Below are 24,010 nucleotides of genomic sequence, written 5' to 3' on the forward strand. Positions count from 1 at the left end.
CATCATCAGGAGCAACCAAAGTTTCAACTCACTATACCGAAAGGTCACAATATTACAAATATAGCTAAATACAATTAAAGCAATAATCAGCAATAAAACCATCTGCAAGGAAAAATCTGTCGAAAAGTCCAGAGGGATCCTATGATAAATATAAATCATTAAAGCTAGATGATTCAAAATCGTCAACCACCACAATAAAAGTGAGTTTTTCGAGAACAATTTGACAAACTGTTTCATATGTATCTACTTCCTGAACTACTTTAATATTATTATAACACAATACCAGAATTGCAGGATAGGCAACTCTGGTATTTGACTTAATTTTCAATAATTTGCCAACTTACTCTGTAAGTCACTAGCAAGTAAAGGACAAAGAGTAAAACCGCTACTCCCAGATAGGTGATATCAATAGAAATGCTGGTATTAGCGAAATTCTCAAAATAGCCCAAAAGAGCGGTACTCAAGGCAAATGCTAGCGGACCTGCGATGACCAGCGGAACCAAGAAATAACTTAGAATCTGTTGCAAAAGAATAGAGCGATTTTGCTTCCTCTTATTCCCAAGAAGATATAAGATTTGATAATCATTGACACTATCCAAAGCACTTGTAGAAGTTTGAAGGGACAAGATACTGAGGGAAATAATGATAAAAATAACACTGACAAAAATCATGACAAAGACAATGACGCCCATAAATCCAAGATAAATCTCAAAAATTCTTCCTTTGGTTTGATAGGTGAACGGATTCAACTCTGCTCCATCACGAGTGAAGTAGTATTTTTCTATCCACTGACTTAAGAATGTTTCTACTTTCCGTTTGTCGATATTTTCTTTGAAATTGGCAACATAGGTCGTGTGGTCTTCCGTCAATCCAACTACTACCTTATCTGGTACAATTAAGGTTCCTGTATCATTTGTACCCACTGACGATAAAAAGTAAACTGTTTCAAGTGGATTCGAAGAGGCAAGGTTGAGAGAATGACCGTTAATCATGAGGGTTTTGGTCGTTGATAGAAAGTCCTGGATCTGCTTGGCAGTTCCTTTATAGTTTGCATTGACCAGAAATTGGTTATCTGCCAAGTCAACCGCTTTTTCCCCTTGCAGTTTGCGGAGATGATTGTAGGCAGAAATTCCTAAAATCGGTACTTTTGATTCAGGAAGTTCCTTATCATGCGCCCAGAGATTGCTAGTATCAATCAAATCTTTATAGGTTAAATCACTAGAATAGATAGGATAGCTGTACTCCTCTTTGATGAGGTTAAAGTCAAATCCATCTGCTTTCAATCTGTCTTTGACAGATTCCTGAGAAAACTGGAACTCTTGACCACGATAAAGATTGACAGTTACATCATAAGGTGAGTATTTGTTCAGCTCTCGGTTCATAGTCGTATAGGCACTACCACTAAAAACTAGTAAGCTGAGAGCCAGTGTCAAGGTCAAGGATAAGACAGCCAACGTTACCGAATTACTATCAGCTTGTTTTGAAAATTGACGAATTTTAAAACTGTTTAGTTTGTTATAGTAGGTTTGAGGCAGTTTTCTAAGGGAAACCAAGATAAAATGGCTCAAGGTATTGTAAAATAAAATCACAAAAATCACGAAGACAGATACCAGCAAGATACCCCAGCTTTTCAAGAATGATAGATGGTGATAGTCTGAAAAATAGAGAGCACCAAAACCGATAACAGCTGTCGAAAGAATAAAGAGAAGTGCTTGAAGAACTGGCTTGCCTTTTGCCAAGACAGATTTCTTGACCCCATTTTCTTGAATGAGTGCAATGATATTTTGCTTTCTAAAGGTAAGAATGTCCATGACACCAACAATAAAACTGGTTACCAAATAGGAATAAACTAGTAAGATGACAGACTTGCTATCAAAAAAAAGCAGACTACCAAAGTAATTGGCCATAAAAAACTCAGATGCAACCTTAGATAGAATGACCAGTAAAATCAAGCCAAGCAAGAAACCTAGAATCAAGGAAAAGATATTGACCAGCATGGTTTCAAAGAACAGGGTACGGATAATCTGCTTCTTCTTCATTCCCAGCGTTGCATAAAGTCCCAGCTCTTTCTTACGACGTCCCAGGACAAAGTTTGTGGAATAAACGACGAGAAAGGCAATCGCCGATAGAATCAGATAGGAAAGCAAGCCCATGTACTGACTCATCACCGTCGTCAACATTTCCTTTGCCCCTGATAAACTTTGCATCACTGGATGGCTTGGTAAAGCATTAAAAGCATAGAGCAAGCTATAAATCAAGGTTAGACTGAAAAAGTAGATGGTGTAAGTCTGTAAATTTCGAAATACATTTCGTAAAATTAATTTTGGATACATACTCTCTTCCTCCTATCTGGTACGGCTGTAAATCTCTTGCAAATACTGTTCATTAGATAAGCTGTTACGTTCCAAATCATCCATAATCTTTCCATCGCTAAGTAGCACCATCCGTGAAGAGTACTTGGCTGCGGCAGGGTCATGCGTAACCAGTAAAATGGTAATACCAAAACTTTTATTGATTTCCTGCAAAAGTGCCATCAGTTTTTCAGAATTGGCAGAGTCCAAGGCTCCTGTCGGCTCATCTGCGATAATCAGTTTAGAATCATCAATCAAGGCTCTAGCAGTTGCCACACGTTGTCGCTGGCCACCTGATAACTGATTAGGAAACTTATCTTTTAAGTTTTGAATGGCCAACTTATCCAAAATTTCCTCAATCTTATCCTGATGTTTTTTGATATTTTTCCCCTGAATTTGAAGAGGTAGAATGATATTTTCATAGACCGTCAAGGTTTCCACCAAGTTGTAGGCTTGGAAAATATAGGAAATGTTTTTAGCACGATAGTCAGCTAGTTCATTTTCCTTGGCATGGATGATGTCAAAATCTTCAAATCGAATCTCACCTGATGTTGGTTTATCAATCGTTGAAATACAGTTGAGGAGTGTTGTTTTTCCACTACCACTGGCACCCATAATTGCCAGAAATTCACCTTTTTCAACGGACAAGTTCACATCTAATAAAGCATGAACGATATTATCCCCTTGACCAAATGTTTTCGTTAATCCTGTCACAATAAGCTGTTTCATCATTTCATTCCTCCGTTTCTTTATTACTCTCTCATTATACGGTTTCTTTCAAGGTTTTCCATGAGTATTTTGTGCAGTATATTCAAGTTATAAAAAACCGATACCTTTTTCAGGTATCGGTCGATGTTGATTATTTGCGATCGTTTCTTTTTTTCATAAAGTAAACAATCCCTATGACAATAACTCCTAAGACCAGTACAGGTGCATAGAATTCTAGTGTTCCAATAATTCCTTCCATTTTATCCTCCTATCAAAAAATAGAGGTAGTTTTATCCACAGCGCACGTTTGGCGAAGTACATTCATAAGAATATGTAAACCACCAACCACAGCGACCTTGTACTGTTAATCTAACAGTCGTACGTCACCCAGCAGTATATTTAATATTTAACTCTTGGCTATTAATTTCATAATCCAAAGAATCAATCTCAAAATGGTCTTGTTTCATTTGTATTTCTCCTCGTAAATATAACACCAAATCAAAGTGTTGTCAATGTTTTGTAATAAAACTCAAGAATTTTCCTTTTGTTTTATCTAACAACAAACATTATTTCTCGTATACTCATAGGAACAGGTGAAACACAATCCACAGCGACCTGCTAGTGTCATTTTAAAAGCTATGCACCACTAGCTCCTGATTTCCCGGAAAGTTCTTGGTTTTCAACCTCGAAACTTAGAGAATCAATCTCTGGACGACTTGTATTTTTAGACATAAGGTTGCCTCCTTCCTTCTTTTAGATGATCATCATTACAGTAACTAGTATAAACTCTAGTATTGGCTAAGTAATGAGTAAATCGTGCAAGGTTCTTATTTTCGAGAAAAATTTTTATAGTTCCCAATTAAAAAGTAGCTGAACAATCTTGATATTTGCTCTTTTTCATTTTCAAAACCATTTTTTTGATAGTTATTATAAATAATACTATCACCATCTTTTGTTTTAAAATATTCTTCTGGAAAAAGCTTATTATTTTTTACTTCTAAAAGATAATCTTCTACAGATAGTTTATTCCATTCTTTCTCTGATAAATCGTTCCAAACTTTAAATAACCTGTAATCATGGGATGCTGGGGTATGGATGTGAAACAATGTTTTACTATATTTCCCACATTTATTTTTAGTTTTCAGTAATTCATCATATGCCTTTTTTATTTCATTATTTTCTTTTCCCATTTTCAATCTCCATAAACAAAAAAATAATACACTATTATTATTTTACATTAACAATATCACTGTTCAACAGGTAAGAAATTCCCTACAATAATCCCTACAATTCTAGGATCTTCATCATACGAAAGAAAAATATCTCGATATTTTGGATTGATAGAAACTAACCGTAAACCCTGTTCTTCCTGGTAAACTCTTTTAATGTATGTCTGATTATTACAGACTACTGCATATACTGCACCATCATAATCAAACCCTGTTTCACGAATGAGAGCCACAGAGCCATTTTGATATTTGGGCTCCATTGAGTCACCAGAAATCCATGAGGCAAAGTCATGGGCTAGTTCTTCATCAAAATAGACAGTATCATAGTTTTGATCGTTGTACACCGATGAACCGATACCAGCAGACATTTGTTCGTAAACATGGTATTCGTATAGTTTTTCTGACATTGAAACAATGTTCTTACATTTTTCTTTTTGAACTAGTCCTCTGACATAACTAAGTGCATTATTCTTACCTTCATCCGATAAAGTATTATATAGTCGGATGATTTCGACCTCTGTAAAATAACCTTTTGGAACATTTAGAATCTGCTCCAAAAGCTTTATTTTTACTCTAGATGGTTGTTTTATTCCACGCTCCCATGCAGAATAGGCCTGGTAGGTAATACCTAATTGATCTGCAATATCTTTTTGAGTCATTTTTAGCTCTTTTCTACGAGCTTTTAGTTTTTCTGGTTGGTACATCATTTACCTCACATTAACAATAATTTCAATTCAGCTTTTTGTTTTGCTTCTTTGTCTGTTAGCTTATTTTTATCCCAAACATAAGCTATTGATTTTCCTCTATCATAAATAAGCCATACTTTTAAATTGTCACAGTAAGTCTTTATTGTTTTCCAATTCTCTTGATCTAGAAGTTCTGGATACTCTTGGCTAGTAACAAAGGCTCTTTTGTTCATAGATTGCTCTATCCTTGTAATAAGAGAAGCTTGATAGTTATTAAACTCTTTAATAATTTGTTCTTTGACACTGTGAAATAGAAGAAGGAGTGTAGCATTTTGTCCTTCTATATATTCCTCAATAGCTTGCTTAATGAATCCTTCTTTCCCAGGATAATATTCTCGTAAAAGATCTAAGAGGCGAAAAAACAGTGCTTGTTTTGAAACATCCAGGCTATTTTGAATATGTTGAAAGGTGTCGCAACTATAATAAATCTTTGACAACAAAACAATGTCAGGCATTAATACTACAGCAGAGAAAATATTTGCTTCTCGCTCTAGTAGGCTCTCTTGATTATCAATAGATTCAGCAAAATAAGTGCCTTCATGCTTAAGTATGAAATGCCCCAGTTCGTGACACAGAGTAAAATTCTGCTTTACAATCGGATTATCCTTTTCATAAGAAAAACTAATACCTAATTCATCAATAACAGTCAATCCTTCAATTTTATGATTTGAGAAGTGGTGACTAATCACTTGAATCTGAGATTTTTGAATACAATGTTGAAAGAAGTAATTGAAATTATAGTTAAGTAATGAAATATCATTATCTTTCATGTACTGGTATAACACATGTTTTGTAGACTTACTTATTCTTGTATACAATTCATCCAAAGAATGATACCTCCTTTAAGTATAAATTACAAAACTAAACTAATTTGGTTGAGTTTATTATATAAAAAAAGTGGACAGATGTCCACTACAGTCTTAGAAACCAACTGCTATCTAAAAATAATTTGTTACACTTGAATCTGACTTAAAGATGTGTTAAATTCTACCCGCTACTAATTGAAAAATTTCTTCATCAGTTCGATGATCTTCCGGATTCGCAGAGAAATAAAAACTTAGATTTGTATCATCTTTATATTTGTTGTAGAGTGTTGGTCTCAATGTCTCAGCCTTATTACTATTTTCAATGCTCCTGGTATTGTTTCGACCATTTCTTCTTCCATTTCGTTGGACATCATAGCAGTAAATTGCATTTGGATCGTTACCTTCGCATCTTCCCCCTTGAATTTGACGTAGTTGCTCATCCTTTTCGACTACTTTTTCTTCTGGAATAAATCTTGCAAAAATATTCGAAAAATCATTAAAAATATCTCTCCCTATCCCTTGGTTATCGATATTAAAAAAATCACAAAATTCTTTTGCTGTGTGAAAATGAACATCATAAAAATCAGCATACGCATAAATTGAGCTTTCAATCTCATCTGCTTTTATAAATTCTAACTTAACCTGTGCAAACTTACTAGGTTTTCGTTCTGCTTCACTATATGTTTTTAAGATTACAATGTATCGGTGATTGTTATAATTAAATAGAAAGCTATCAATCACCCAACCCTTTGTTCTCATACTATTAAGCAATTTGGGTAAATTATTAAATCTAATATTAGTCATAACTATACTCCTTTTAAATTTATATTTTTAATACTAACTCTTTTGAATCTCAAAAAAATCTGTTATACTCACTGCATTTCCCAAAGAATTAGATATCATATCTTTCTCCCATTGAATAATAGTTCCTGTACTTCCACCCAATTCTTTAGTTACTTGTACTTTGGTTAATCCACGTTCAAGTCTCAACTCTTTTATTTCCGTAGAAAATTAATTTCCCTTACTAAACGCTTTCTTCCGTTTTTCCATAAATTCAATCAATTCTTTTTTAAAGATTTCTTTTTCTTCATCGGTTAAGCCTTTTGAATTCATACGGAAAAGCAATTCAATATTATCTAGTTCATCTGATTTTTCTTCTGAGTTTCCTACTAAATAGTCAACTGACACATTTAAAATTTGTGCTATCTTAACAAGATTGTCTTGTGTTGGTTTTTTTACTCCTCGCTCCCATGAAGCATATGCCTGTTGGGAGATATTTAGTTTTTCAGCTATTTGAGCTTGTGTTAGTTTTACTTGTTTCCTTAGTGTTTTCAAGCGTTCTGCGAATTCCATATGTGACCTCAAAAAATTATTTTAAAATTTTGCAGAAAATCGTTGACATTTACAACTAGTGGTTGTATAATATAAACAACAACTGATAGTTGTATAGCGATTGAAAATAATAACCTTATCTTCAAGGCTAAATCACGATCATTGACAATTAAATAAAAAGTGCGTCTGACAACCAGAGGACTGATCATCAGAACTACACATAAACTTCGTACCTTTATTGTAAATGTTTTGATACTAAAAGTCAAGTCCGTTTTATGGTTGAAGTGAAGATATAAAACAAGATTCAATTCTTGTGGGCTTCCACGCATTTCGGACTTTCGCACTTTTCCGAATAGTAAAGTGAACTAGCTTCGCCAAAGGGCGTAAGAGAATCTTAAGGGTATGATAATGACTACCTAAAGAGATTGGCTGGGAAAGCGATGGTAATTGACGCAAAGCACCTTGCTAAACGTTGCCACCGTGGAAAGAGGAATCTTTCCAACCAAATAACTTTTCTTTACTGCTGTCTATCTAATTAGATAGACCTACTCTCAAGCTACTAAGTTCTTTCCTTTTTTCACTTAGTAGCTTTTTTACTTATTACAATAAAGGAGAATGATATGACAAATTTTTTTCGCATTACAATGTAAACGACTCTATGATAATTACGAATTTACCTATGGCATGTTTAGTGAATCTGATAAACTACAGGCTAAACTTTATGCTCAAGCTCAAATTGATTTAGACCATCTCGCAGATGATGCTCGTAGAAATGGCTATGCTCATGGGGATATTCAATTCTATAGTCGTATGTTTAAACGCAAACTTTTTACACACTATTACTCAAGAGTGAAGCAACTAGCTTAGCTCTTTTTATTTTACACTCTGAAAGGAAAATCTTATGATCTCAGAAACACTTAAAATGAAACCAGAATTTATTGGCCCTGCTTACTATGAACGTTTAGGAAATGCTCCGAAATTTATTTTTGGAAAAGAAGGTAAATACCAACGTCACATTCTAAATAGTGCAGAGCACGGTGCCTTTCATGTCATTACACCAGCCTCTACAACAGTCTTTCCAGAAGATTCTCTAGTAGAAGCGGTTAACCCAATCTTTTTCCCGGACACTGCTTTAAATGGCAATACTGTTGCACCTTATCTTAATGTATTTGCGGAAAAATTGGTAATTAAAAAATAAGAAATTAAAGGAGAAAATCACATGGCTAAAATTGGATTAAACTACGGAGAAAAACTACAAATTGCTGACAAGACTTATCGTGTTATTACAGACGGGTTAGATGTCCCAGCTGTCCTTGGAAAACTGACTTTCCGAGGTGTTGAAGGTCCTGATATCATCTTTGAAGTGGATCGCTCACAACGGAATCCTGATGGATCGTTTGTACAAGTCAATACAGGTGAGATCCGTGGAATTGTTGTAGGGATTCATTCTTCTGTCCAGCACGAAACACTCTTTTTCACTATCGCAGATATGTCTGAGTCTGAAATTGAAGATTTAGGCATTAAATACCGAGAAGAAGTTGAACTGGAAGATATTGTTATTACGCATACTCATGTCAATCGTAATGATATCTATAAGCTCTTTGCTTCTAAAATCAAGAAAAAAGCTGGAAGTGCACCAACTAAAGAAAACAAACCAGTAGAAAATAAGAAGGAGAACTAGGAGGTGATTCAGGATGAAACTCTTTACCTATCGTGGAAAAAGAGTTCGAGTTTTTCATCGTAAACTAAAGGGAATCACATGGTTTATCTGGTGGTTTCCTTTTTTGTTGGCTATTAGTTATTACAGCTACATACATCTAGAAGAATTAAAAGTCCATCCCTTACCTCAAGGATATTTTCTAGGAGCTAGATTTATCTTTTCTTTGATCTTATCTTGGTTTATTAATCGTGTTTGCTACAGGAAGGTACTTTTTTTTCAAAAGCTCAATAGTCTTCGAATCCTATCTCGTTTCTTGCTAGAAAATAACCTCTATCTCGTTAAAAAGGTTAAACGTGAAAACAAGATCATTGAAAAAATCACCTTACCTCAAGTGTATGTCAAACAGTCTCGCTACAAGATTGAAGTGAGCTTCATTCTAGAAGGCAATAAGTTCCAAGATCGCTTTTTAAATCTAGGAGCTACGCTTGAAGTCATGTTTAACGGGGACTTTCGCAATAAAACCTTTGATAATCGCTTTATCAAATATGAAATTGCTATTAACCGAATTGATAGCAGGATCACCATTAATGAAGTAACAGTCAAGGGATCCAAACTCCAGCTCATGAAAGATGTATCTTGGGATTATATTGAAGAACCTCATCTTCTCATCGGCGGTGGAACAGGTGGAGGAAAAACAGTTGTTCTCATGACCATAATTTATGCATTAGCTAAAATTGGCTTTGTCGATATCTGTGACCCAAAGAATTCGGACCTTGCTGGATTAAAGAAAATTCCAGTCTTTCATGGCCGTGTTTATACTAGTAAGGAAGATATCATCAACTGTTTTAAAGAGAATGTAGAGTTCATGGAAAAACGCTATGAAAGGATGTCCACTTCGCCAAAATTCCAAGCTGGAAAGAACTTTACTCACTATGACATGAAACCAAAATTCATTCTTGTAGACGAGTGGGCAGCTCTTATGGCAAAGATTGACCGTGACTATAGCCAACAGTCCGAACTGATGGAATATCTCTCTCAGTTAGTTTTAGAAGGTCGTCAAGCTGGAGTCTTTATCATCTTTGCTATGCAACGGCCCGATGGGGAATTTATCAAAACTGCTCTTCGGGATAACTTTATGAAGCGTCTTTCCGTCGGTCATTTAGAATCAACAGGATATGACATGATGTTTGGAGATGCTAATAAAACCAAAGAGTTCAAAAAGTTGGATGAAATCAATGGAGTTAAGGTCAAAGGACGGGGCTATATCGCAAACAACGGTGAGCTGGCTGGTGAGTTTTTCTCTCCCTATGTACCACTCGATCAAGGTTTTTCCTTCTATGATGCCTACTCTAAAATTTCGATTATGGAGTTTGAAGGAGAAGAATTCTCAGTATTTGAGGAATATAAACCACCAGTTGAAACAATTGATCCTATAGAGGAAGAGAAGACTATAGAAAACGAATCAAACAAGAGACCACTCAAAGAATTCGCAGACGAACAAAATCTTAAAATGCCAACCTTACGCAAGATTATCTATCTCTTAACAGAACAAGGGATCATCTTTGAACGGACTGTATCCGCTATTCTAGTGGATCCTTTTCAAGAAAAACTTCTTCTTGAAATCCTCGCTCAATTTGAAGAGGGAGGACGCAGGTCTTATCCAAAAGCAGTTGAAGCGACGATTGTTCATCATGGGCTAGGACAAGGGCAAGGGCAAGCCTGACCGCAGGTCAGGCGCAGACCGTAGCCCGAAGTTTCTAGGTCATGATGAAACTTCAACCCCCGTTTTCTAATAGGGGGGTTACAATTGGCAAAAACGCCAAGTCCACCCCTCCTCATTCCTTATGGGAGTTGAGTTTTCAATTTTTATGAAGTGTGTCACTTTCGTCAAAAAAGTGTGTCACTTTGTTAGAAAGAGGTGTTGCGATGAATGGACAAAATTAGTCCTTTTCATATTAAGAATTTCAGAAAACAAACAGGACTTAGTCAAAAAGCATTTGCACAAGCTGTTAATCTACCTACAAGAACCTACCGCTCTTATGAAACAGGCGAAAGAGGACTGACGATTGATAAGTTTAGAGAACTTAAAGAAAAACTTGGTTACTATCAAGATTGCGATAAAAACAGTCTTCGAGCTCAAATTGACTATCTACGATTGACATTTCCTAGATTAAAGGATTTAGATGCTTTCTGTGAAAACTTCCTTCACTGCCACCTTAGCGAATTTACAGATCAAGAAACCCGTCTCATGAATTATACCCACTTATGGCAACGAGGGAACATCTGGATTTTTGATTTCTTTGATAAGTCTGTGACCAATGATTACCAAACTTGTCTTCAACTATCTGGACAAGGATGCCGTGAGTTGGAATTGCTTCTAGAAGACAAGGGAATCACTTGGCAGATCTTTCTTCAAAACATTCTTTATTCCTATGAAGACGTTCGGGTGAAGCGACTCGATATCGCTCTAGATGAACTATATAAGGGATATGGTCACGAGGACGAACAAATTCAAATTCCCAAATTGATTGATAAACTCTATTCCAAAGAGATTGTCCTAGACACGATCAAGAAATGGAATATCACGGGTGGTGGATCTTTCACAGATAATGAAGACATGGAAGCTAATCACGGCTTGTCCATTTATTTTGGGAGCCGTCAAAGTCAACTCTACTTCAACTTTTATGAAAAGCGCTATGAAATTGCTCGGATGGAAAACATCTCCTTGGACGAATCCTTGGAGATTTTTGGTATCTGGAATCGCTATGAACTCCGCTTTTCAGATCAGAAAGCTCAAGGAGTTGTAGAGGAATACATCAATGGTGTAGATCTCGGAGAAATCGCTAGAGGCATCGTCAATAAAGAAATCCAAGTCTATGATGGTGTTACTCGTTTTGGAGCTTATAAACCTGATGAAAAGTGGCAACGTCTCTTTGGAGGCGTCGAACCCTTGAAACTCTCAACCAACCCACAGCCTTACAGTATTGAGCGAACGATTCGCTGGCTGACCTATCAAGTTGCTAACTCCCTTGCACTAGTCACTGAAGCGGACAAGATCCTCCAAACAGAATACATGAAAATGATTCAGAATAGCGGAGAGATCACTGATCGAGGAAAAGCCATGTTACGACTTCTCAAAGCCAATAAACACTATGAACACTAGAAAGGAAAAACTATATGGAATACAAAGTTCAAATCAATTCACTAGAAAACTTTAAAGCTTGGTCTGGTGGACTAACCACCTTGAACACTGTCCGTGAACGTGGTGGAGTAGATACTCTAACCGTCATTTGTGAGGATATCTTCTCTGGCGATACTCCAACAGAAGGACAAATCAATGACTGGCTCTGGTTTGATTCAGATTTTATCTACCAAGCTCTAGGCTACGATGATCTGCTTGAGGCTTCTTGAGATGTTAAAGAATATTTATCAAGCAGACTTTCTGCTTCTTCCAGAACAAGAATTCTGGAGTATGTATATCCTCTTACGAAAGGGCAAAGACTTCTACTACGAATGCGCTGGCAGATGTACAGAAGATCTTCCAGATAGTAGAGGGTTCTATAACTATGAACATGCCTGTTTCACGCTAGATGGTCAAGTGTTGAGCGTAAATAAAAAAATGCGCCCCTCACTCATTACTTATATCCAAAAGACCATCAAAGACAATCAAGAAAAATTTAGAAAGGAAATTGAAATGGCCACTAAAACTATTTTTGAAAAGAAAGTCTCTCAAGTCACGAATGAACTGGGAGAATTACTTAAAAAGAAAGATCACAGAGAGGCTTGGACCAAGGCTGGAGAATTAAATAGTCTCCTAAAAAAAGAAGAAGCCAAAGACCTAAAGCCTGACCTGATCGAAAAACTCCAAACTGAGCTACGAGGCTACTATTACATTAATGGTGAGATCGAAAAAGCCAATAAGCGCCTTTATGCAAAAGGATCAAAGCTCATTGAGCTTGCTGGTCTCTAAAGGAGGATCTATGGATAAAGCTAAACGCTACTTGCTTCAAGCGAAAGAATATCTTTCACACTTTAAAAAGGTGGAGAAAAAAGGAGGCCCACCAAAGCTAAAAGTCACCAATAAAAAGACCGTCAATATCGCAGTCATAGGAGGAATTTCTTTCCTCCTTTTTGTTGGTTTCTTGGGATCTATCCGTGCTATCACACTCTCAAATAAGGTAAGTACACTACAAGCCCAAGTAGAATCCACCCAAAAGCAACAGACACAGCCTATGGAGTCGAGTAGAAAATATGACTATAAACTCCAGTATTACTTGAATGACTACGTCTATGCCTATTTCACTCTTCCACAAGAAAGCGATAAACAAAAAGCTCAAGTTGACTACTTAAATAAATTTTACAATTTCATCCCTGATGTAAAATCTCAAGGGCAAGTTCGAAATCCCAGCTCACTTGTCTATTCTCAGTTAGTGACTGTAGAAGGGAAAGTTGCGACCTATAAGGTTAAATACAAGGAAAGCATCCATCGGGATAACAACACAGAAGAAAAAGAAATTGTGACAGGTTTCAATATTCCTTTTGATGAAAAAGATGGAAAATATTACGTTTCTGGCCTTCCTTGGTTTTCTGCCATTGAATCCTCACAAGCTGGACACTTTAGCGAAGATGATAAGCTCCAACTCACTGCCAATGATCATTTTTCAGACAGCGAGCGAAAGAAAGTAGAGAAATTCCTCAAGATTTTCTTTACCAACTACACCACAAGCCAAGATAATCTTAATCTGATTGCTAAAAATGTGGATATCATCTCAAATAGCACTTTCAAAACGATCGACTACACTTATCTTAAACAGGACGGTAATGATCTAATTGCTTATGTCCAAGCTACTTTTGAAGTTGGAGGCACCACTCACTCAGAAAACTTCACCTTTACTCTCTCAGAAAAAGAAAAGACCTACTATGTCTCAAAACTTGAACACACCATTCCACTAAATTATGCAAATGATAAAGAATAGGAGAACTCTATGAATACAAACAATCTACGAACCTTCCTTCAGGGAGATGGAATTTGGATCCTAACAGCCATTGCCGTTCTCTTAGCGATCAAGGCTTGGCGGAATAGCTCTTGGCTTCAACTATTTTCAGTCGTTGGTTTCTATGCCGTTATTGTTTCGATTGCGAAAGGACAAGATATCCTAAAAGCAGTCGGCTGGTTCCTACGACTCTTCGGTATTGAATCAGGACTCTAAGTATGAATGAAGAAAGACTTTATGATTACAGTAAGGGCCTAAATGCTCCTTATTGGATCCAAGAAATTAAGACAAAAAAGGGCACTCGACTATGGTACTTTGCGACACCTATGCAGTTGTCCTTTTTCATTGTTTTTATCATCGTCTTTGTGGCCATGTTACTCTTTGGAGGATTTATCTTTGTGCCACTCGCAAAAATCACTCATTCAATTTCTCTCTTGCTCTATTGGTATCTCCCTTACAAATTGGCCAAATTCTATACGGAATATGAGCCTCACGGTAAGAAGATGCACGTCTTTATTGGAGATTACCTGATTTACTTTTGGGACTTTAAGATCAATAAAAAAGCTATCTACCATGAAGATCGGATAGAGCCTGTAGAAGAAATTGTCTTTGAAAAAACAAATCTATAGAAAAGGAGGACCTATGAGTATTACTTTAACCTATCCTATTAGGGAAACACATGAAAACCTAGCTCTCAAAAAAGATCAAACCGTCGTTGCTTATTATCGTATTCCAAACACTCCTATCACGATTACGGATGATGAAAAAAAGGGCAAACACAAAATCACTGTTGCTCAAATGATGAAGAAGCTCCAGAAAAACAAGTTCTTTGAAATATCTCTGATTCCTAAAGACTATCTTTTAGAGGAGAAAATGCGGGACTTTTCAGATGCTCTAGCAGATGACAGCCGAGAACTAGGAGAAGAACTTCTTCTTTACACGGTGGATCGTCTAACGGATGAAATGGAAATTCCTTATCAGTTTGACTGGGTCGTTGGAGTGACCTTGCGCAAACAAAATCACGGAGCTACCGTCAAAGACTTGGCCTATGAGAGCTTTAATGAACTCACTGAAAAAATCGCAAAAGGCCTCGGCTATGAATATGAATTAAGTCCCACTTGGTATGAAGACTATAAAAGTGATGAATTCACTATTTTTCAAGCCTTCTCTGTCCTTCGGGCAAAACGGTTATCTAATGAAGAACTCTTTTATTACCAGCGGATGCAGTACCTTCGCTATATCCCTCACTACAAGAAGGAGGTGCTCGCTAATCGTGCTCAATTCAATATCACAGATACCTTGATCAAAGTCCTAAAAGGTGGCTTTCTTAAGCTAGAAAGCCCTTATGGATCTTCTTTTGTGACTATTCTTCCGGTTGGTAAATTTCCTGTTCAATTCAATGGTTTTCATCTTGGCGAATTTATCCAACGCTTAAACTTTCCCGTTGAGCTACGAATCAAGGCAGAATTCATTGATACCAACAAGATCAAGGGACGAATGGGACGATCGAATACACGTTACAGAAACATCATGGAAGAGGCAGAAAACACCGATACTGTCCAACAAGATGAGATCATTATGGGTTCCATCTCCCTAAAGGACTTAATGAAGAAAGTCGGAAACAAGGAAGATATCATCGAATATGGAGCCTATCTGATTATCTCTGCTTCAAGTGTGAATCAGCTCCGTCAAAGACGACAAGTGGTTTTGAACTACTTTGATGATATGGGAGTCGAAATTAGTGAAGCCTCTCAAGACGGACCTTATCTCTTTCAAGCTCTGCTTTATGGAGAAAACCTCCAAAAGAAATCTCGCACCTGGACACATATGGTCACAGCTCGTGGCTTTTCAGAACTCATGCCTTTTACCAATACCTCTTCTGGAAACCGTATCGGTTGGTATATCGGCCGAGTAGATAACTGGACAGGCCGTTGGGACAATATTGCAAAAGCTATTGATTCCTCAAAGAACATTGTTCTCTACAATGCGACAGTAGGAAATAAAGAAGATATCGCTGGAAAGATTACCAAGAACCCACACATCATTATTACGGGGGCAACAGGTCAAGGAAAATCCTTCCTTGCTCAGATCATCTTTTTAAGTGTGGCTTTACAAAATGTTAAAACCCTTTATATTGACCCTAAACGTGAACTTAGAAATCACTATCAAGAAGTGATCAACTCACCTGAATTTGCACATCTCTATCCTGAACGCAAGAAACAGATTGAGAACTTTAACTTTGTGACACTAGATAGCTCGCTTCCATCAAACCACGGAGTCTTAGATCCTATTGTCGTTCTAGATAAAGAACAAGCTGTAGAGGTCGCAAAGAATATGCTTGAGTTTCTACTACAAGCTGTAGATGATGTCACAATGGACCAGAAAACAGCGATCACAGAAGCTATTAATGCGATTGTAGAAAAACGAGTCGCTGGTGAGAAAGTCGGATTTAAACACGTCCTAAAAGTTCTGAGAGACTCTACTTCCTCTGAAATTGCTTCGGTTGGTCGTTATCTGACCTCAATTGTCACAAACTCTATCTTGGAACTAGCCTTTTCAGATGGGACTAATCGAGGACTTAACTATGAATCACGAGTGACCATCCTTGAGGTCAATAACCTCAAGCTACCAAAAGACGATTCCACAAAGATTTCAGATCACGAACGCAACTCTATTACCCTCATGTTTGCGCTGGGTGCTTTCTGTACTCACTTTGGAGAACGAAATGAAAATGAAGATACTATTGAGTTCTTTGATGAAGCATGGATTCTTATGAAGTCCGCAGAAGGAAAAGCCGTTATCAAAAATATGCGTCGGATTGGACGCTCCAAAAACAATACCTTGGCACTGATTACTCAATCTGTACATGATGCAGAAAATGACGATGATACAACGGGATTTGGGACTATCTTTGCTTTCTATGAAAAGTCTGAACGAGAAGATATCTTAAAACATGTCAATCTCGAAGTCACTGAAAGCAATCTCGAATGGATTGACAATATGATCTCTGGTCAATGCCTATACTATGACGTGTATGGCAATCTCAATATGATTTCCGTACACAACATCTTTGAAGATATTGATATGCTTCTAAAACCAATGAAAGCTACGGTATCATCAAGCCTTGAAAATAAATACGCTAGTTAGGAGGTGAACCCATGCAAGAAGCTTTTGACAAACTAAGGGGAGTTGATATCTTCTCTCTCAAGTCTTACATGGAGCCTACTGGGTTCGCTTCCTTTAACGGGGCTTGGGTTCTGATTAATGAGCTTTTCGTCAACTTCTTCTTTTTCATTCTAAACGCAGTGGTGGGCTTCTTTTCTTTGCTGATTCGAATTCTTGAAAAAATTGATCTCTACTCTAGCTATAAGAACTATGTATTTAATGGAGCAATGAATATCTGGAAAGGATTTATCGGTTCAAATGGAAGTGGAGTTGCCAAGAACTCACTTGTTTCAATGTTGCTTCTGATCTTAGCTTTCTACCTTTTTTACCAATATTTCTTTTCCAAAGGATCCTTTTCAAGAACACTCCTTCATGTTTTTCTAGTTCTCATCCTTGGCTTTGGTTACTTTGGAACAGTTGCAGGGACCTCTGGTGGTCTTTATCTGCTTGATACAATCAATAATGTCTCTAAAGAGGTCACTAAAAATATCACTCATATTAAAGTAGAATATGGAAAAAATAAGACGATCAAAATCGGTGATTCCATGGCAGATAGTTATATAGCAGAAACCTCTTATAAAGCCTATGTCTTTGTCAATACTGGCCAAGAAAATGGTAAATATAAGAATAGCCAAAATGGAAAACAAGAAACTTTTGACAATAGTAAGGTATTAGGAACAGGCGATAAAAATGGAAACTTTACAGCGGTTAAATCCAAAGACCGTTCTAAATATCTAGATGAACTAGGCAATGGAGCTAATGAAGATGGCGAAAAGAACCGTTGGGTTTCGGCAATGCCTGATTTCATCTTTACTCGTATGTTTTATGTCATTTTTAAAATTTTTGACGCTTTTGTATTAGCAATACCAGTTATTTTGATTCAAATGTTAAATGTCATTGCTCAGACACTCGTTCTGATGATGATCCTGCTCTTTCCAATTGTGCTATTAATGTCTTTTGTGCCAAGAATGCAGGATCTGATTTTTGGAGTCTTGAAAGTCATGTTTGGTGGGTTACTTTTCCCAGCTATCACAAGTCTATTAACTCTATTAGTTTTCTATATTGAGAAAATGATCGAAAACATTATCATTACAGGCTTTGATGGCATTCTTAAAACACTCCCATCCTTGATTATCTTTGGCCTTGTTTTTAAACTACTCATTTCAGTCGTCTCAAAGGGACTCGTATATTTCTTTCTATGGAAATACAAAGCTGAACTGATCCAATTCATTCTTGGATCCAAAGCTCGAATGGTTGCGAATGATATTGGAAACAAAGTTGAAAAAGGGGTCACAAAGACCAGAGAGGTAGCTTCACAAGTACCATCGAGAAGTCTTTCATCTGCTCAACATCTTGGGAATTTTGCCTTAGCAGGTGCTGGTTTCGGAGCCGGAATGGTGATGAATGCCAAAAGTCACTTCCAAAATGTCGGATCTTTCTTTACCAATAAGGGATCAGAGCACCAACCTGATGAAGTGCTCCCAGCAGAAACACTTGAGACTCCGATAAGTCCAGATGCTCCAGAACCAAGCATTCCGAAAACAAAGCAAACGCTAGAAGGGATTAAACCAGTTGAAGAAAAAATACCACCAACTCCTTCAATGGAATCTGCAATCACAGTAGAGCCAACACCAAGTTCAAACGAGGAATTTCAAACTCTTAAAGAAGAGTGGATTTCTCCATTTAAACAGCTCCGCATTAATAGTATTGAGCACAAATTAGAGGAATATAAAGATCCTCAAGCCATGTACAAAGCCCAAGGATCCAATGCCTTCACTCGTGCTTATAGGAAAACCATGACACGAGATGATAAATTGAGAACCAATATTGAACGAAGAGACCGATTAACAGAACGCTTAAGACAACTTAGAGGAGAATGATATGAATACCAAGATACGCTCAAGAACTGCTTTTCCAAGAGTTCTTGAAGAAACTCTTTATCAAGCCTACCAAGAAGGAAAACGCTCAGTCGATTTCCTTCTTTTGTTTCCAGTATCAGAACAAGAAAGAGACAAAATCATCTTACAAGCTAAGTCCTATTCAGTCGTTTTAGATGCAAAATGGCGTTTTGGGACTGTTCTGTTCACTGCTTATATAAGACATTAACTAGAAAGGAGATTCGATGAAAAAACTAAAATGGTTTCTATTAGCCGGTCTCATTCCTCTCTTTCTACCGGTCCTCATCATCATTATCCTTATGGGGGCTGTCGGAGGTGGTGGAACGAATGGCTCACCTCAATCCCAAAATGGAGTGACTTATGCGGATCACTGGTCAGATGGAGATCCCTATACTCACAACCTACTGGTTCATCGCTTCGGTATTACAGCAGAGCAATTAGACGGCTTTTTAGATACGTTAGGAATCTCCTATGATAAGAACCGAATTAATGGAAAAAAGCTCCTCGAATGGGAAGCTAAATCTAATCTTGATGTCCGTGGAATCGTTGCGATCGCACTGAATGAAAGTTCCCTTGGAACTGCTGGGGTAGCCACTAATCCTGGAGCCAATATGTTTGGTTTTGGGGCTTATGATTCCAATCCAGAATATGCCAATAACTTTAATGACGAGGTTGCGGTTGTCGGACTAACCCAACAAACCATCATTGGAAATAAAAACCAAACCTTCAAAATTCAAGATGACAAGGCTAAAAAGTTTGCGAATGGTACTCTAAATCCTTCTACCGATGGTGGTGTTTATTTCACAGATACTACAGGATCCGGAAAAAGACGTGCAGAAACCATGCAAAAACTGGATGCCTTCATTGATGAACATGGAGGAACTCCAAAAGCTCCTGAACAAACTACAGGAAAAACTAGAGATGGTGGAGGAGTAACTTCAAACGATATCCCTGTTGGCTACAGTCTAACAACAGCTATTGACACTACTGGCTATATCACAAGCACTTATCCATGGGGACAATGTACCTGGTATGTCTTCAACCGTGGAAAACAAGTCGGAGTCAACTTTGATCCATTTATGGGAAATGGTGGACAATGGATGAATAAACCAGGCTTTACAACAACCCACACACCAACAGAGCACTCTGCTCTATCATTTAGCCCTGGACAAGCTGGAGCTGATCCAATATACGGACACATTTCATTTGTGGAACAGGTCAAATCAGATGGTTCAATTCTCGTCTCAGAGTGTAATGTAAAAGGGTTAGGAATAATTAGTTACCGCACATTTGATGCAGAAACTGCCAAACAATTTACCTATGTTATTGGACATTAGAAAGGATAATTATATGGATGCACTACAACAAGTAAAACTAGATAAAATTGAAAATCTTCTTCAAGTATTGGTGAACCTTCTTGACAAAAAAAGCAACTCCAATCACTTGGAAATTATAACTCAAAAAGAAGTTCTAAAAGAATTGAATATATCACCTAACACGCTGAAGAGTTGGGAAAGAAAAGGACTAGCTCGTCTGGAACCACCTATTGAAGGAACGAGAACAGTCTACTATAAACGGCAAGACATCATTAAATTTCTATCAACTTAATAGTAAAGCAGGAATGCAACAAACAACTCAGGAATATGCTAAAATAAAATCATCTTAAAAGAAGGTGAGGGTCTTATTTTAGTCTTTTAAATATCCGAATTAAGAGGCAATATGAATAAAGAAACCATTCAACACAACAATAAAAAAGTTATAAAAACTACCAAGCAGAACGGTGAAATAAGCTATTCAATCAAAGGTGTTTATATCGGAACAGATATTAAGACTGGTAAACGAATTACAAGAACAATCACTGCTAAAACATTAAAAGCTTTAGATAGAAAAATTGTTGAATCCAAAATTCAATTTGAAAAATCTGGGTCAACTATTAAAGAAACTATCCAAATTGGTAATTTTGAAAGTTTAGCTGAATTTTGGTTTAGCCATTTTAAAACTTGGGTATCTTCGCAAAACACAATAAACCGTGTTCGAGGGTACTTAGATACTTACATCATTCCACAATTTGGCAATTATAAACCTGAGCAGATCGAAGCATCAGATATTCAATTATGGCTAAATCGATTAGTAAAAAAAGCCAAACAAGCAATTGAATCTGGAAAAAAACGTGCCCCGAAAGGCAGTGCAAAAGATTTTGGTGCAATGGCACATAAAATGAGTGATATTTTTGATTTTGGAATAACAAATTGCGGTTTGAAAACCAATCCTGCAAAGACAATCAAGATACCACCAAAACCCAAAGCCATTAAAGAACGTATCATGGTCCTTCATGATGAGGATTTAAAACTTTGGCTAGCTTACCTTGACACACTACCAAACACGAGAGCAAATCGGCGGTTTAAAATCATTTGTAATACATTACTGGCTTCAGCACTACGAATCAATGAACTATTAGCTTTAGAAATTACTGATCTTGATTTTGAAACTAATGAAATCATTGTCAATAAAACTTTAATGTGGAAAAGTGCTAATAAAAAATTGAACCAAAAAGGAGGGATTATTTGTAAGAATTCTCCTAAAACTGATGCCGGTAATCGTAGAGTTGCTGTTCCGATATCAACTTTAGAAGGACTAAGGGAATTTCATCAAGAAATGAATCTCTATTTTAAAGAACATCATTTACCAAGATCCAAATTGATATTTCCTACGATTTATGGAAATTATATGTGTGATAGAAATGAGCGTGCAACTCTAAAAAAACGACTTATCGAATTGGGACTACCAAATTATGGGTTTCACCTATTCCGACATACACATGCCTCTATGATGCTCAATGCCGGAACTAACTGGAAAGAGCTACAACATAGGATGGGACATAAGTCTATTACCACAACTATGGATACATATGCTGAACTAGCACCAAAGAAAAAATTCGAAGCAGTTGATATTTTTCTGGATAAATTACAAGAACTCACAGATTAATACAATCACTACCTTTATCACTACCTTTTTTCTTCAAAAACCTATACTCCTTGATATGACAAGGGGTACAGGCCGATTATTTAACCCTTACAGAAGTGAAGTAAGCATTCAATACGAATCAATACATAAGAAAAACGCTGATTTCAAGCGTTTTTTCTTTTTTCAATTTCAATACATTTCACTATATTTCAGTCCAAACTCTACCTTTTTCTCTACCTTTTTTAGATAAATATATCATCTGGATATTGAAGTTGAGCCCTGCTATCATTTCGATGGCAGGGCTTTTTAATGTTTGGTACACTACCTTCTTATCTATATTTTGATGGAGCTGAAGTTGACATCTACAAAGTTTAATGTTAAAATACATTCAAAAATATATTTGAATGAGGTGTTTTATGGTTCAAAATGTTGTTACTTCAATAATCCTGTATTCTGGGACAGCCGTAGACTTACTTATTATCCTAATGTTATTTTTTGCCAAAAGAAAAAGCAGAAAGGACATCATTAACATCTATTTAGGACAATTTCTAGGCTCTGTTAGTCTAATATTGCTAAGTTTACTTTTTGCATTTGTCTTAAATTATATTCCTAGTAAAGAGATTTTAGGTTTGCTCGGTTTGATTCCAATTTTCCTAGGACTCAAAGTTTTGCTTTTAGGAGATTCTGATGGAGAAGCTATTGCAAAAGATGGTTTGCGCAAAGATGATAAAAACCTGATTTTTCTAGTCGCTATGATTACTTTTGCAAGTTGTGGTGCTGACAATATTGGTGTTTTTGTCCCATATTTTATTACCTTAAATTTAGCGAATTTGATAGTGGCTTTACTTACTTTTCTAGTCATGATTTATCTCCTGGTTTTTTCTGCCCAAAAATTGGCACAAGTCCCTTCTGTTGGAGAAACTTTGGAAAAATATAGCAGATGGTTTATTGCGGTTGTTTATTTAGGATTGGGGATGTATATCCTGATTGAAAACAACAGCTTTAACATACTAAGGACTGTGTTTGGCTAGGAGAAAAAATTATGAAAAAAGATAGTATATGCCAAGTGGATGTTATTAATCAACAAAATGTTACAACCGCAACGAACTACCTTGAAAAGGAAAAATTCCAAAAATCACTTCGTATTTTATCAAAGTTTACCGATAATAAACAGATAAATATCATCTTTTATCTCCTTGCTGTTGAAGAACTCTGTGTCTGTGATATAGCCTGTTTACTAAATCTCAGTATGGCATCTGCCTCCCACCATCTTCGTAAACTAGCCAATCAAAACATCTTGGATACTAGAAGAGAGGGGAAAATTATATATTATTTTATAAAAGATGAGGAAATCAGAGATTTTTTTAATCAACTAGGATAACAACTATTTTTACTACTCTACCATTCACTCTACCTTTTATTATATAGCATTCTAAAAACATTGATGTACCAACGTTTCTAACAGCTAAAATAGAAATTATTTAATCTTTTATAGAACTAAACTATTCCCCCATTTAAAAATATTGATTCATATTTTATGAAATTAATCATTATATATAGTTCCGAAAATCCTTGATATTACGCTGTTTTTAATTCAACTTAAATCCAGACTTTTCAAACCAGGCTTGAAAAAGGCCCGTAAAGCGTCACAATTTAGTAAACGTTAAAACTTATTTACATTTATTAAAAGCATTTCGTATCAAAAATACGAGATGCTTTTTTCTAGCTTAATTTTACAAATTGGATTTTGAAGGACACCATGGACCTATTTTCAAGTTGATAACGACTACAAATTTGTTCTGGAGACCATGAAGATTGTAATCGCTCTTTAATTTCCTACTTCAATTCACAGGAGTCTAACTCGATTTTCTTCCCTTCTGCTTCGCCAATTGTTCATTGTGTGTTTGTGCTGCTTGTGCAGAGTAAGTGTCATTACCACACTTAATTCTCTTGAGAAGGTTGATTTGTGAACGCCTAATTTTCTAGCTATTTGGCAGGGTTTGAGACCTAATTCTAGGTAAGTCTCTATCTTAATTCGCTCAATTATGGTAATATGATGGTAGCTTATAGATTTCTCCCGTGTTCTGTTTAGTGTGGTTACTTACAGTTTACACGAGATTGGGCTCTATGAGTTTTTTGTTGCACTATATTTTACCA

At 36.5% G+C, this 24,010-nt stretch carries 27 protein-coding genes and 2 pseudogenes; 18 read left to right on the forward strand and 11 right to left on the reverse strand.

Annotated features, from left to right (window positions below; translation table 11 throughout):
• Window positions 1-317: 317 nt before the first annotated feature.
• The 9 genes and pseudogenes from QM382_RS06955 to QM382_RS06995 form a co-directional block, all read right to left on the reverse strand.
• Window positions 318-2,333, reverse strand: a complete 2,016-nt coding sequence (locus QM382_RS06955) for an FtsX-like permease family protein (protein WP_000283299.1) — start codon at window positions 2,331-2,333, stop codon at window positions 318-320.
• Window positions 2,334-2,345: 12 nt separating this feature from the next.
• The gene (locus QM382_RS06960) at window positions 2,346-3,080 is read right to left on the reverse strand and encodes an ABC transporter ATP-binding protein (RefSeq protein ID WP_050543105.1); all 735 of its coding nucleotides are present in this window, start codon (window positions 3,078-3,080) and stop codon (window positions 2,346-2,348) included.
• A 269-nt stretch (window positions 3,081-3,349) separates the two neighbouring features.
• Window positions 3,350-3,427: pseudogene (locus QM382_RS06965) on the reverse strand (salivaricin M family lantibiotic); the annotation flags it as partial.
• A 459-nt stretch (window positions 3,428-3,886) separates the two neighbouring features.
• Complete coding sequence (locus tag QM382_RS06970) at window positions 3,887-4,249, reverse strand: hypothetical protein (RefSeq protein ID WP_000514152.1); 363 nt, start codon at window positions 4,247-4,249, stop codon at window positions 3,887-3,889.
• Window positions 4,250-4,305: 56 nt separating this feature from the next.
• On the reverse strand, window positions 4,306-4,992 hold the full coding sequence (locus QM382_RS06975) for a helix-turn-helix transcriptional regulator (protein ID WP_000284678.1): 687 nt from the start codon (window positions 4,990-4,992) through the stop codon (window positions 4,306-4,308).
• Between the two features lie 8 nt (window positions 4,993-5,000).
• On the reverse strand, window positions 5,001-5,861 hold the full coding sequence (locus tag QM382_RS06980; protein WP_000344060.1) for an ImmA/IrrE family metallo-endopeptidase: 861 nt from the start codon (window positions 5,859-5,861) through the stop codon (window positions 5,001-5,003).
• Between the two features lie 153 nt (window positions 5,862-6,014).
• On the reverse strand, window positions 6,015-6,644 hold the full coding sequence (locus QM382_RS06985; protein WP_000181942.1) for a DUF6037 family protein: 630 nt from the start codon (window positions 6,642-6,644) through the stop codon (window positions 6,015-6,017).
• 33 nt (window positions 6,645-6,677) lie between these two features.
• Window positions 6,678-6,830, reverse strand: coding sequence for a helix-turn-helix domain-containing protein (locus QM382_RS06990; protein WP_004248846.1), 153 nt, complete (start codon window positions 6,828-6,830; stop codon window positions 6,678-6,680).
• Window positions 6,831-6,851: 21 nt separating this feature from the next.
• Complete coding sequence (locus tag QM382_RS06995) at window positions 6,852-7,193, reverse strand: helix-turn-helix domain-containing protein (RefSeq protein ID WP_000393503.1); 342 nt, start codon at window positions 7,191-7,193, stop codon at window positions 6,852-6,854.
• Between the two features lie 663 nt (window positions 7,194-7,856).
• Between QM382_RS06995 and QM382_RS07000 the strand changes: the two genes are divergently transcribed.
• The 16 genes from QM382_RS07000 to QM382_RS07075 all read left to right on the forward strand — a co-directional run bounded on the left by QM382_RS07000 (window position 7,857) and on the right by QM382_RS07075 (window position 21,874).
• Entirely contained in the window at window positions 7,857-8,039 is a 183-nt protein-coding gene (locus QM382_RS07000) for a hypothetical protein (RefSeq protein WP_000490640.1), read from the forward strand.
• A 34-nt stretch (window positions 8,040-8,073) separates the two neighbouring features.
• Window positions 8,074-8,370 (forward strand): hypothetical protein, encoded by a 297-nt coding sequence (locus tag QM382_RS07005; RefSeq protein ID WP_000622652.1) that lies wholly within the window; start codon window positions 8,074-8,076, stop codon window positions 8,368-8,370.
• 21 nt (window positions 8,371-8,391) lie between these two features.
• Window positions 8,392-8,853 carry a hypothetical protein gene (locus QM382_RS07010; RefSeq protein ID WP_001062573.1) on the forward strand — a complete coding sequence of 154 codons (462 nt, stop codon included), beginning with the start codon at window positions 8,392-8,394 and terminating at the stop codon, window positions 8,851-8,853.
• A 13-nt stretch (window positions 8,854-8,866) separates the two neighbouring features.
• Window positions 8,867-10,555, forward strand: coding sequence for an FtsK/SpoIIIE domain-containing protein (locus QM382_RS07015; protein WP_414272865.1), 1,689 nt, complete (start codon window positions 8,867-8,869; stop codon window positions 10,553-10,555).
• Between the two features lie 207 nt (window positions 10,556-10,762).
• Window positions 10,763-11,995, forward strand: a complete 1,233-nt coding sequence (locus tag QM382_RS07020; protein WP_000357951.1) for a replication initiation factor domain-containing protein — start codon at window positions 10,763-10,765, stop codon at window positions 11,993-11,995.
• 14 nt (window positions 11,996-12,009) lie between these two features.
• Window positions 12,010-12,243: a hypothetical protein gene (locus QM382_RS07025; RefSeq protein ID WP_000456042.1), complete on the forward strand. Its 234-nt coding sequence runs from the start codon at window positions 12,010-12,012 to the stop codon at window positions 12,241-12,243.
• Between the two features lies 1 nt (window position 12,244).
• Window positions 12,245-12,802, forward strand: coding sequence for a conjugal transfer protein (locus QM382_RS07030; RefSeq protein ID WP_414272866.1), 558 nt, complete (start codon window positions 12,245-12,247; stop codon window positions 12,800-12,802).
• A 10-nt stretch (window positions 12,803-12,812) separates the two neighbouring features.
• Window positions 12,813-13,808 carry a conjugal transfer protein gene (locus tag QM382_RS07035; protein ID WP_000356392.1) on the forward strand — a complete coding sequence of 332 codons (996 nt, stop codon included), beginning with the start codon at window positions 12,813-12,815 and terminating at the stop codon, window positions 13,806-13,808.
• 9 nt (window positions 13,809-13,817) lie between these two features.
• Window positions 13,818-14,042, forward strand: coding sequence for a TcpD family membrane protein (locus tag QM382_RS07040; RefSeq protein WP_001095596.1), 225 nt, complete (start codon window positions 13,818-13,820; stop codon window positions 14,040-14,042).
• A 2-nt stretch (window positions 14,043-14,044) separates the two neighbouring features.
• Complete coding sequence (locus QM382_RS07045; protein WP_049503699.1) at window positions 14,045-14,455, forward strand: conjugal transfer protein; 411 nt, start codon at window positions 14,045-14,047, stop codon at window positions 14,453-14,455.
• Window positions 14,456-14,468: 13 nt separating this feature from the next.
• Window positions 14,469-16,973 carry an ATP-binding protein gene (locus QM382_RS07050; RefSeq protein ID WP_414272867.1) on the forward strand — a complete coding sequence of 835 codons (2,505 nt, stop codon included), beginning with the start codon at window positions 14,469-14,471 and terminating at the stop codon, window positions 16,971-16,973.
• Between the two features lie 11 nt (window positions 16,974-16,984).
• Window positions 16,985-18,871, forward strand: coding sequence for a conjugal transfer protein (locus QM382_RS07055; RefSeq protein WP_414272868.1), 1,887 nt, complete (start codon window positions 16,985-16,987; stop codon window positions 18,869-18,871).
• 1 nt (window position 18,872) lies between these two features.
• Window positions 18,873-19,097, forward strand: coding sequence for a hypothetical protein (locus QM382_RS07060; RefSeq protein ID WP_001092961.1), 225 nt, complete (start codon window positions 18,873-18,875; stop codon window positions 19,095-19,097).
• A 16-nt stretch (window positions 19,098-19,113) separates the two neighbouring features.
• Window positions 19,114-20,226: a CHAP domain-containing protein gene (locus QM382_RS07065; protein WP_000734464.1), complete on the forward strand. Its 1,113-nt coding sequence runs from the start codon at window positions 19,114-19,116 to the stop codon at window positions 20,224-20,226.
• 13 nt (window positions 20,227-20,239) lie between these two features.
• Window positions 20,240-20,497: a MerR family transcriptional regulator gene (locus tag QM382_RS07070; RefSeq protein ID WP_000339502.1), complete on the forward strand. Its 258-nt coding sequence runs from the start codon at window positions 20,240-20,242 to the stop codon at window positions 20,495-20,497.
• 111 nt (window positions 20,498-20,608) lie between these two features.
• Complete coding sequence (locus QM382_RS07075; RefSeq protein ID WP_001031496.1) at window positions 20,609-21,874, forward strand: tyrosine-type recombinase/integrase; 1,266 nt, start codon at window positions 20,609-20,611, stop codon at window positions 21,872-21,874.
• Between the two features lie 181 nt (window positions 21,875-22,055).
• Here QM382_RS07075 and QM382_RS07080 read toward each other — a convergent pair whose 3' ends face one another.
• Entirely contained in the window at window positions 22,056-22,241 is a 186-nt protein-coding gene (locus tag QM382_RS07080) for a FanG protein (protein ID WP_080566886.1), read from the reverse strand.
• Between the two features lie 28 nt (window positions 22,242-22,269).
• Here QM382_RS07080 and QM382_RS07085 point away from each other — a divergent pair, with 28 nt between their 5' ends.
• Together QM382_RS07085 and cadX are read left to right on the forward strand one after the other, a co-directional pair.
• Complete coding sequence (locus tag QM382_RS07085; RefSeq protein ID WP_021002064.1) at window positions 22,270-22,884, forward strand: CadD family cadmium resistance transporter; 615 nt, start codon at window positions 22,270-22,272, stop codon at window positions 22,882-22,884.
• 11 nt (window positions 22,885-22,895) lie between these two features.
• On the forward strand, window positions 22,896-23,234 hold the full coding sequence (gene cadX, locus QM382_RS07090) for a Cd(II)/Zn(II)-sensing metalloregulatory transcriptional regulator CadX (protein WP_414272869.1): 339 nt from the start codon (window positions 22,896-22,898) through the stop codon (window positions 23,232-23,234).
• A gap of 365 nt (window positions 23,235-23,599) precedes the next feature.
• Here the strand turns inward: cadX and QM382_RS07095 are convergent.
• A pseudogene (locus QM382_RS07095) lies at window positions 23,600-23,921 on the reverse strand (transposase); the annotation flags it as partial.
• Window positions 23,922-24,010: the final 89 nt, after the last annotated feature.

This window comes from Streptococcus infantis, assembly GCF_047465185.1.
Taxonomy (GTDB): domain Bacteria; phylum Bacillota; class Bacilli; order Lactobacillales; family Streptococcaceae; genus Streptococcus; species Streptococcus infantis_O.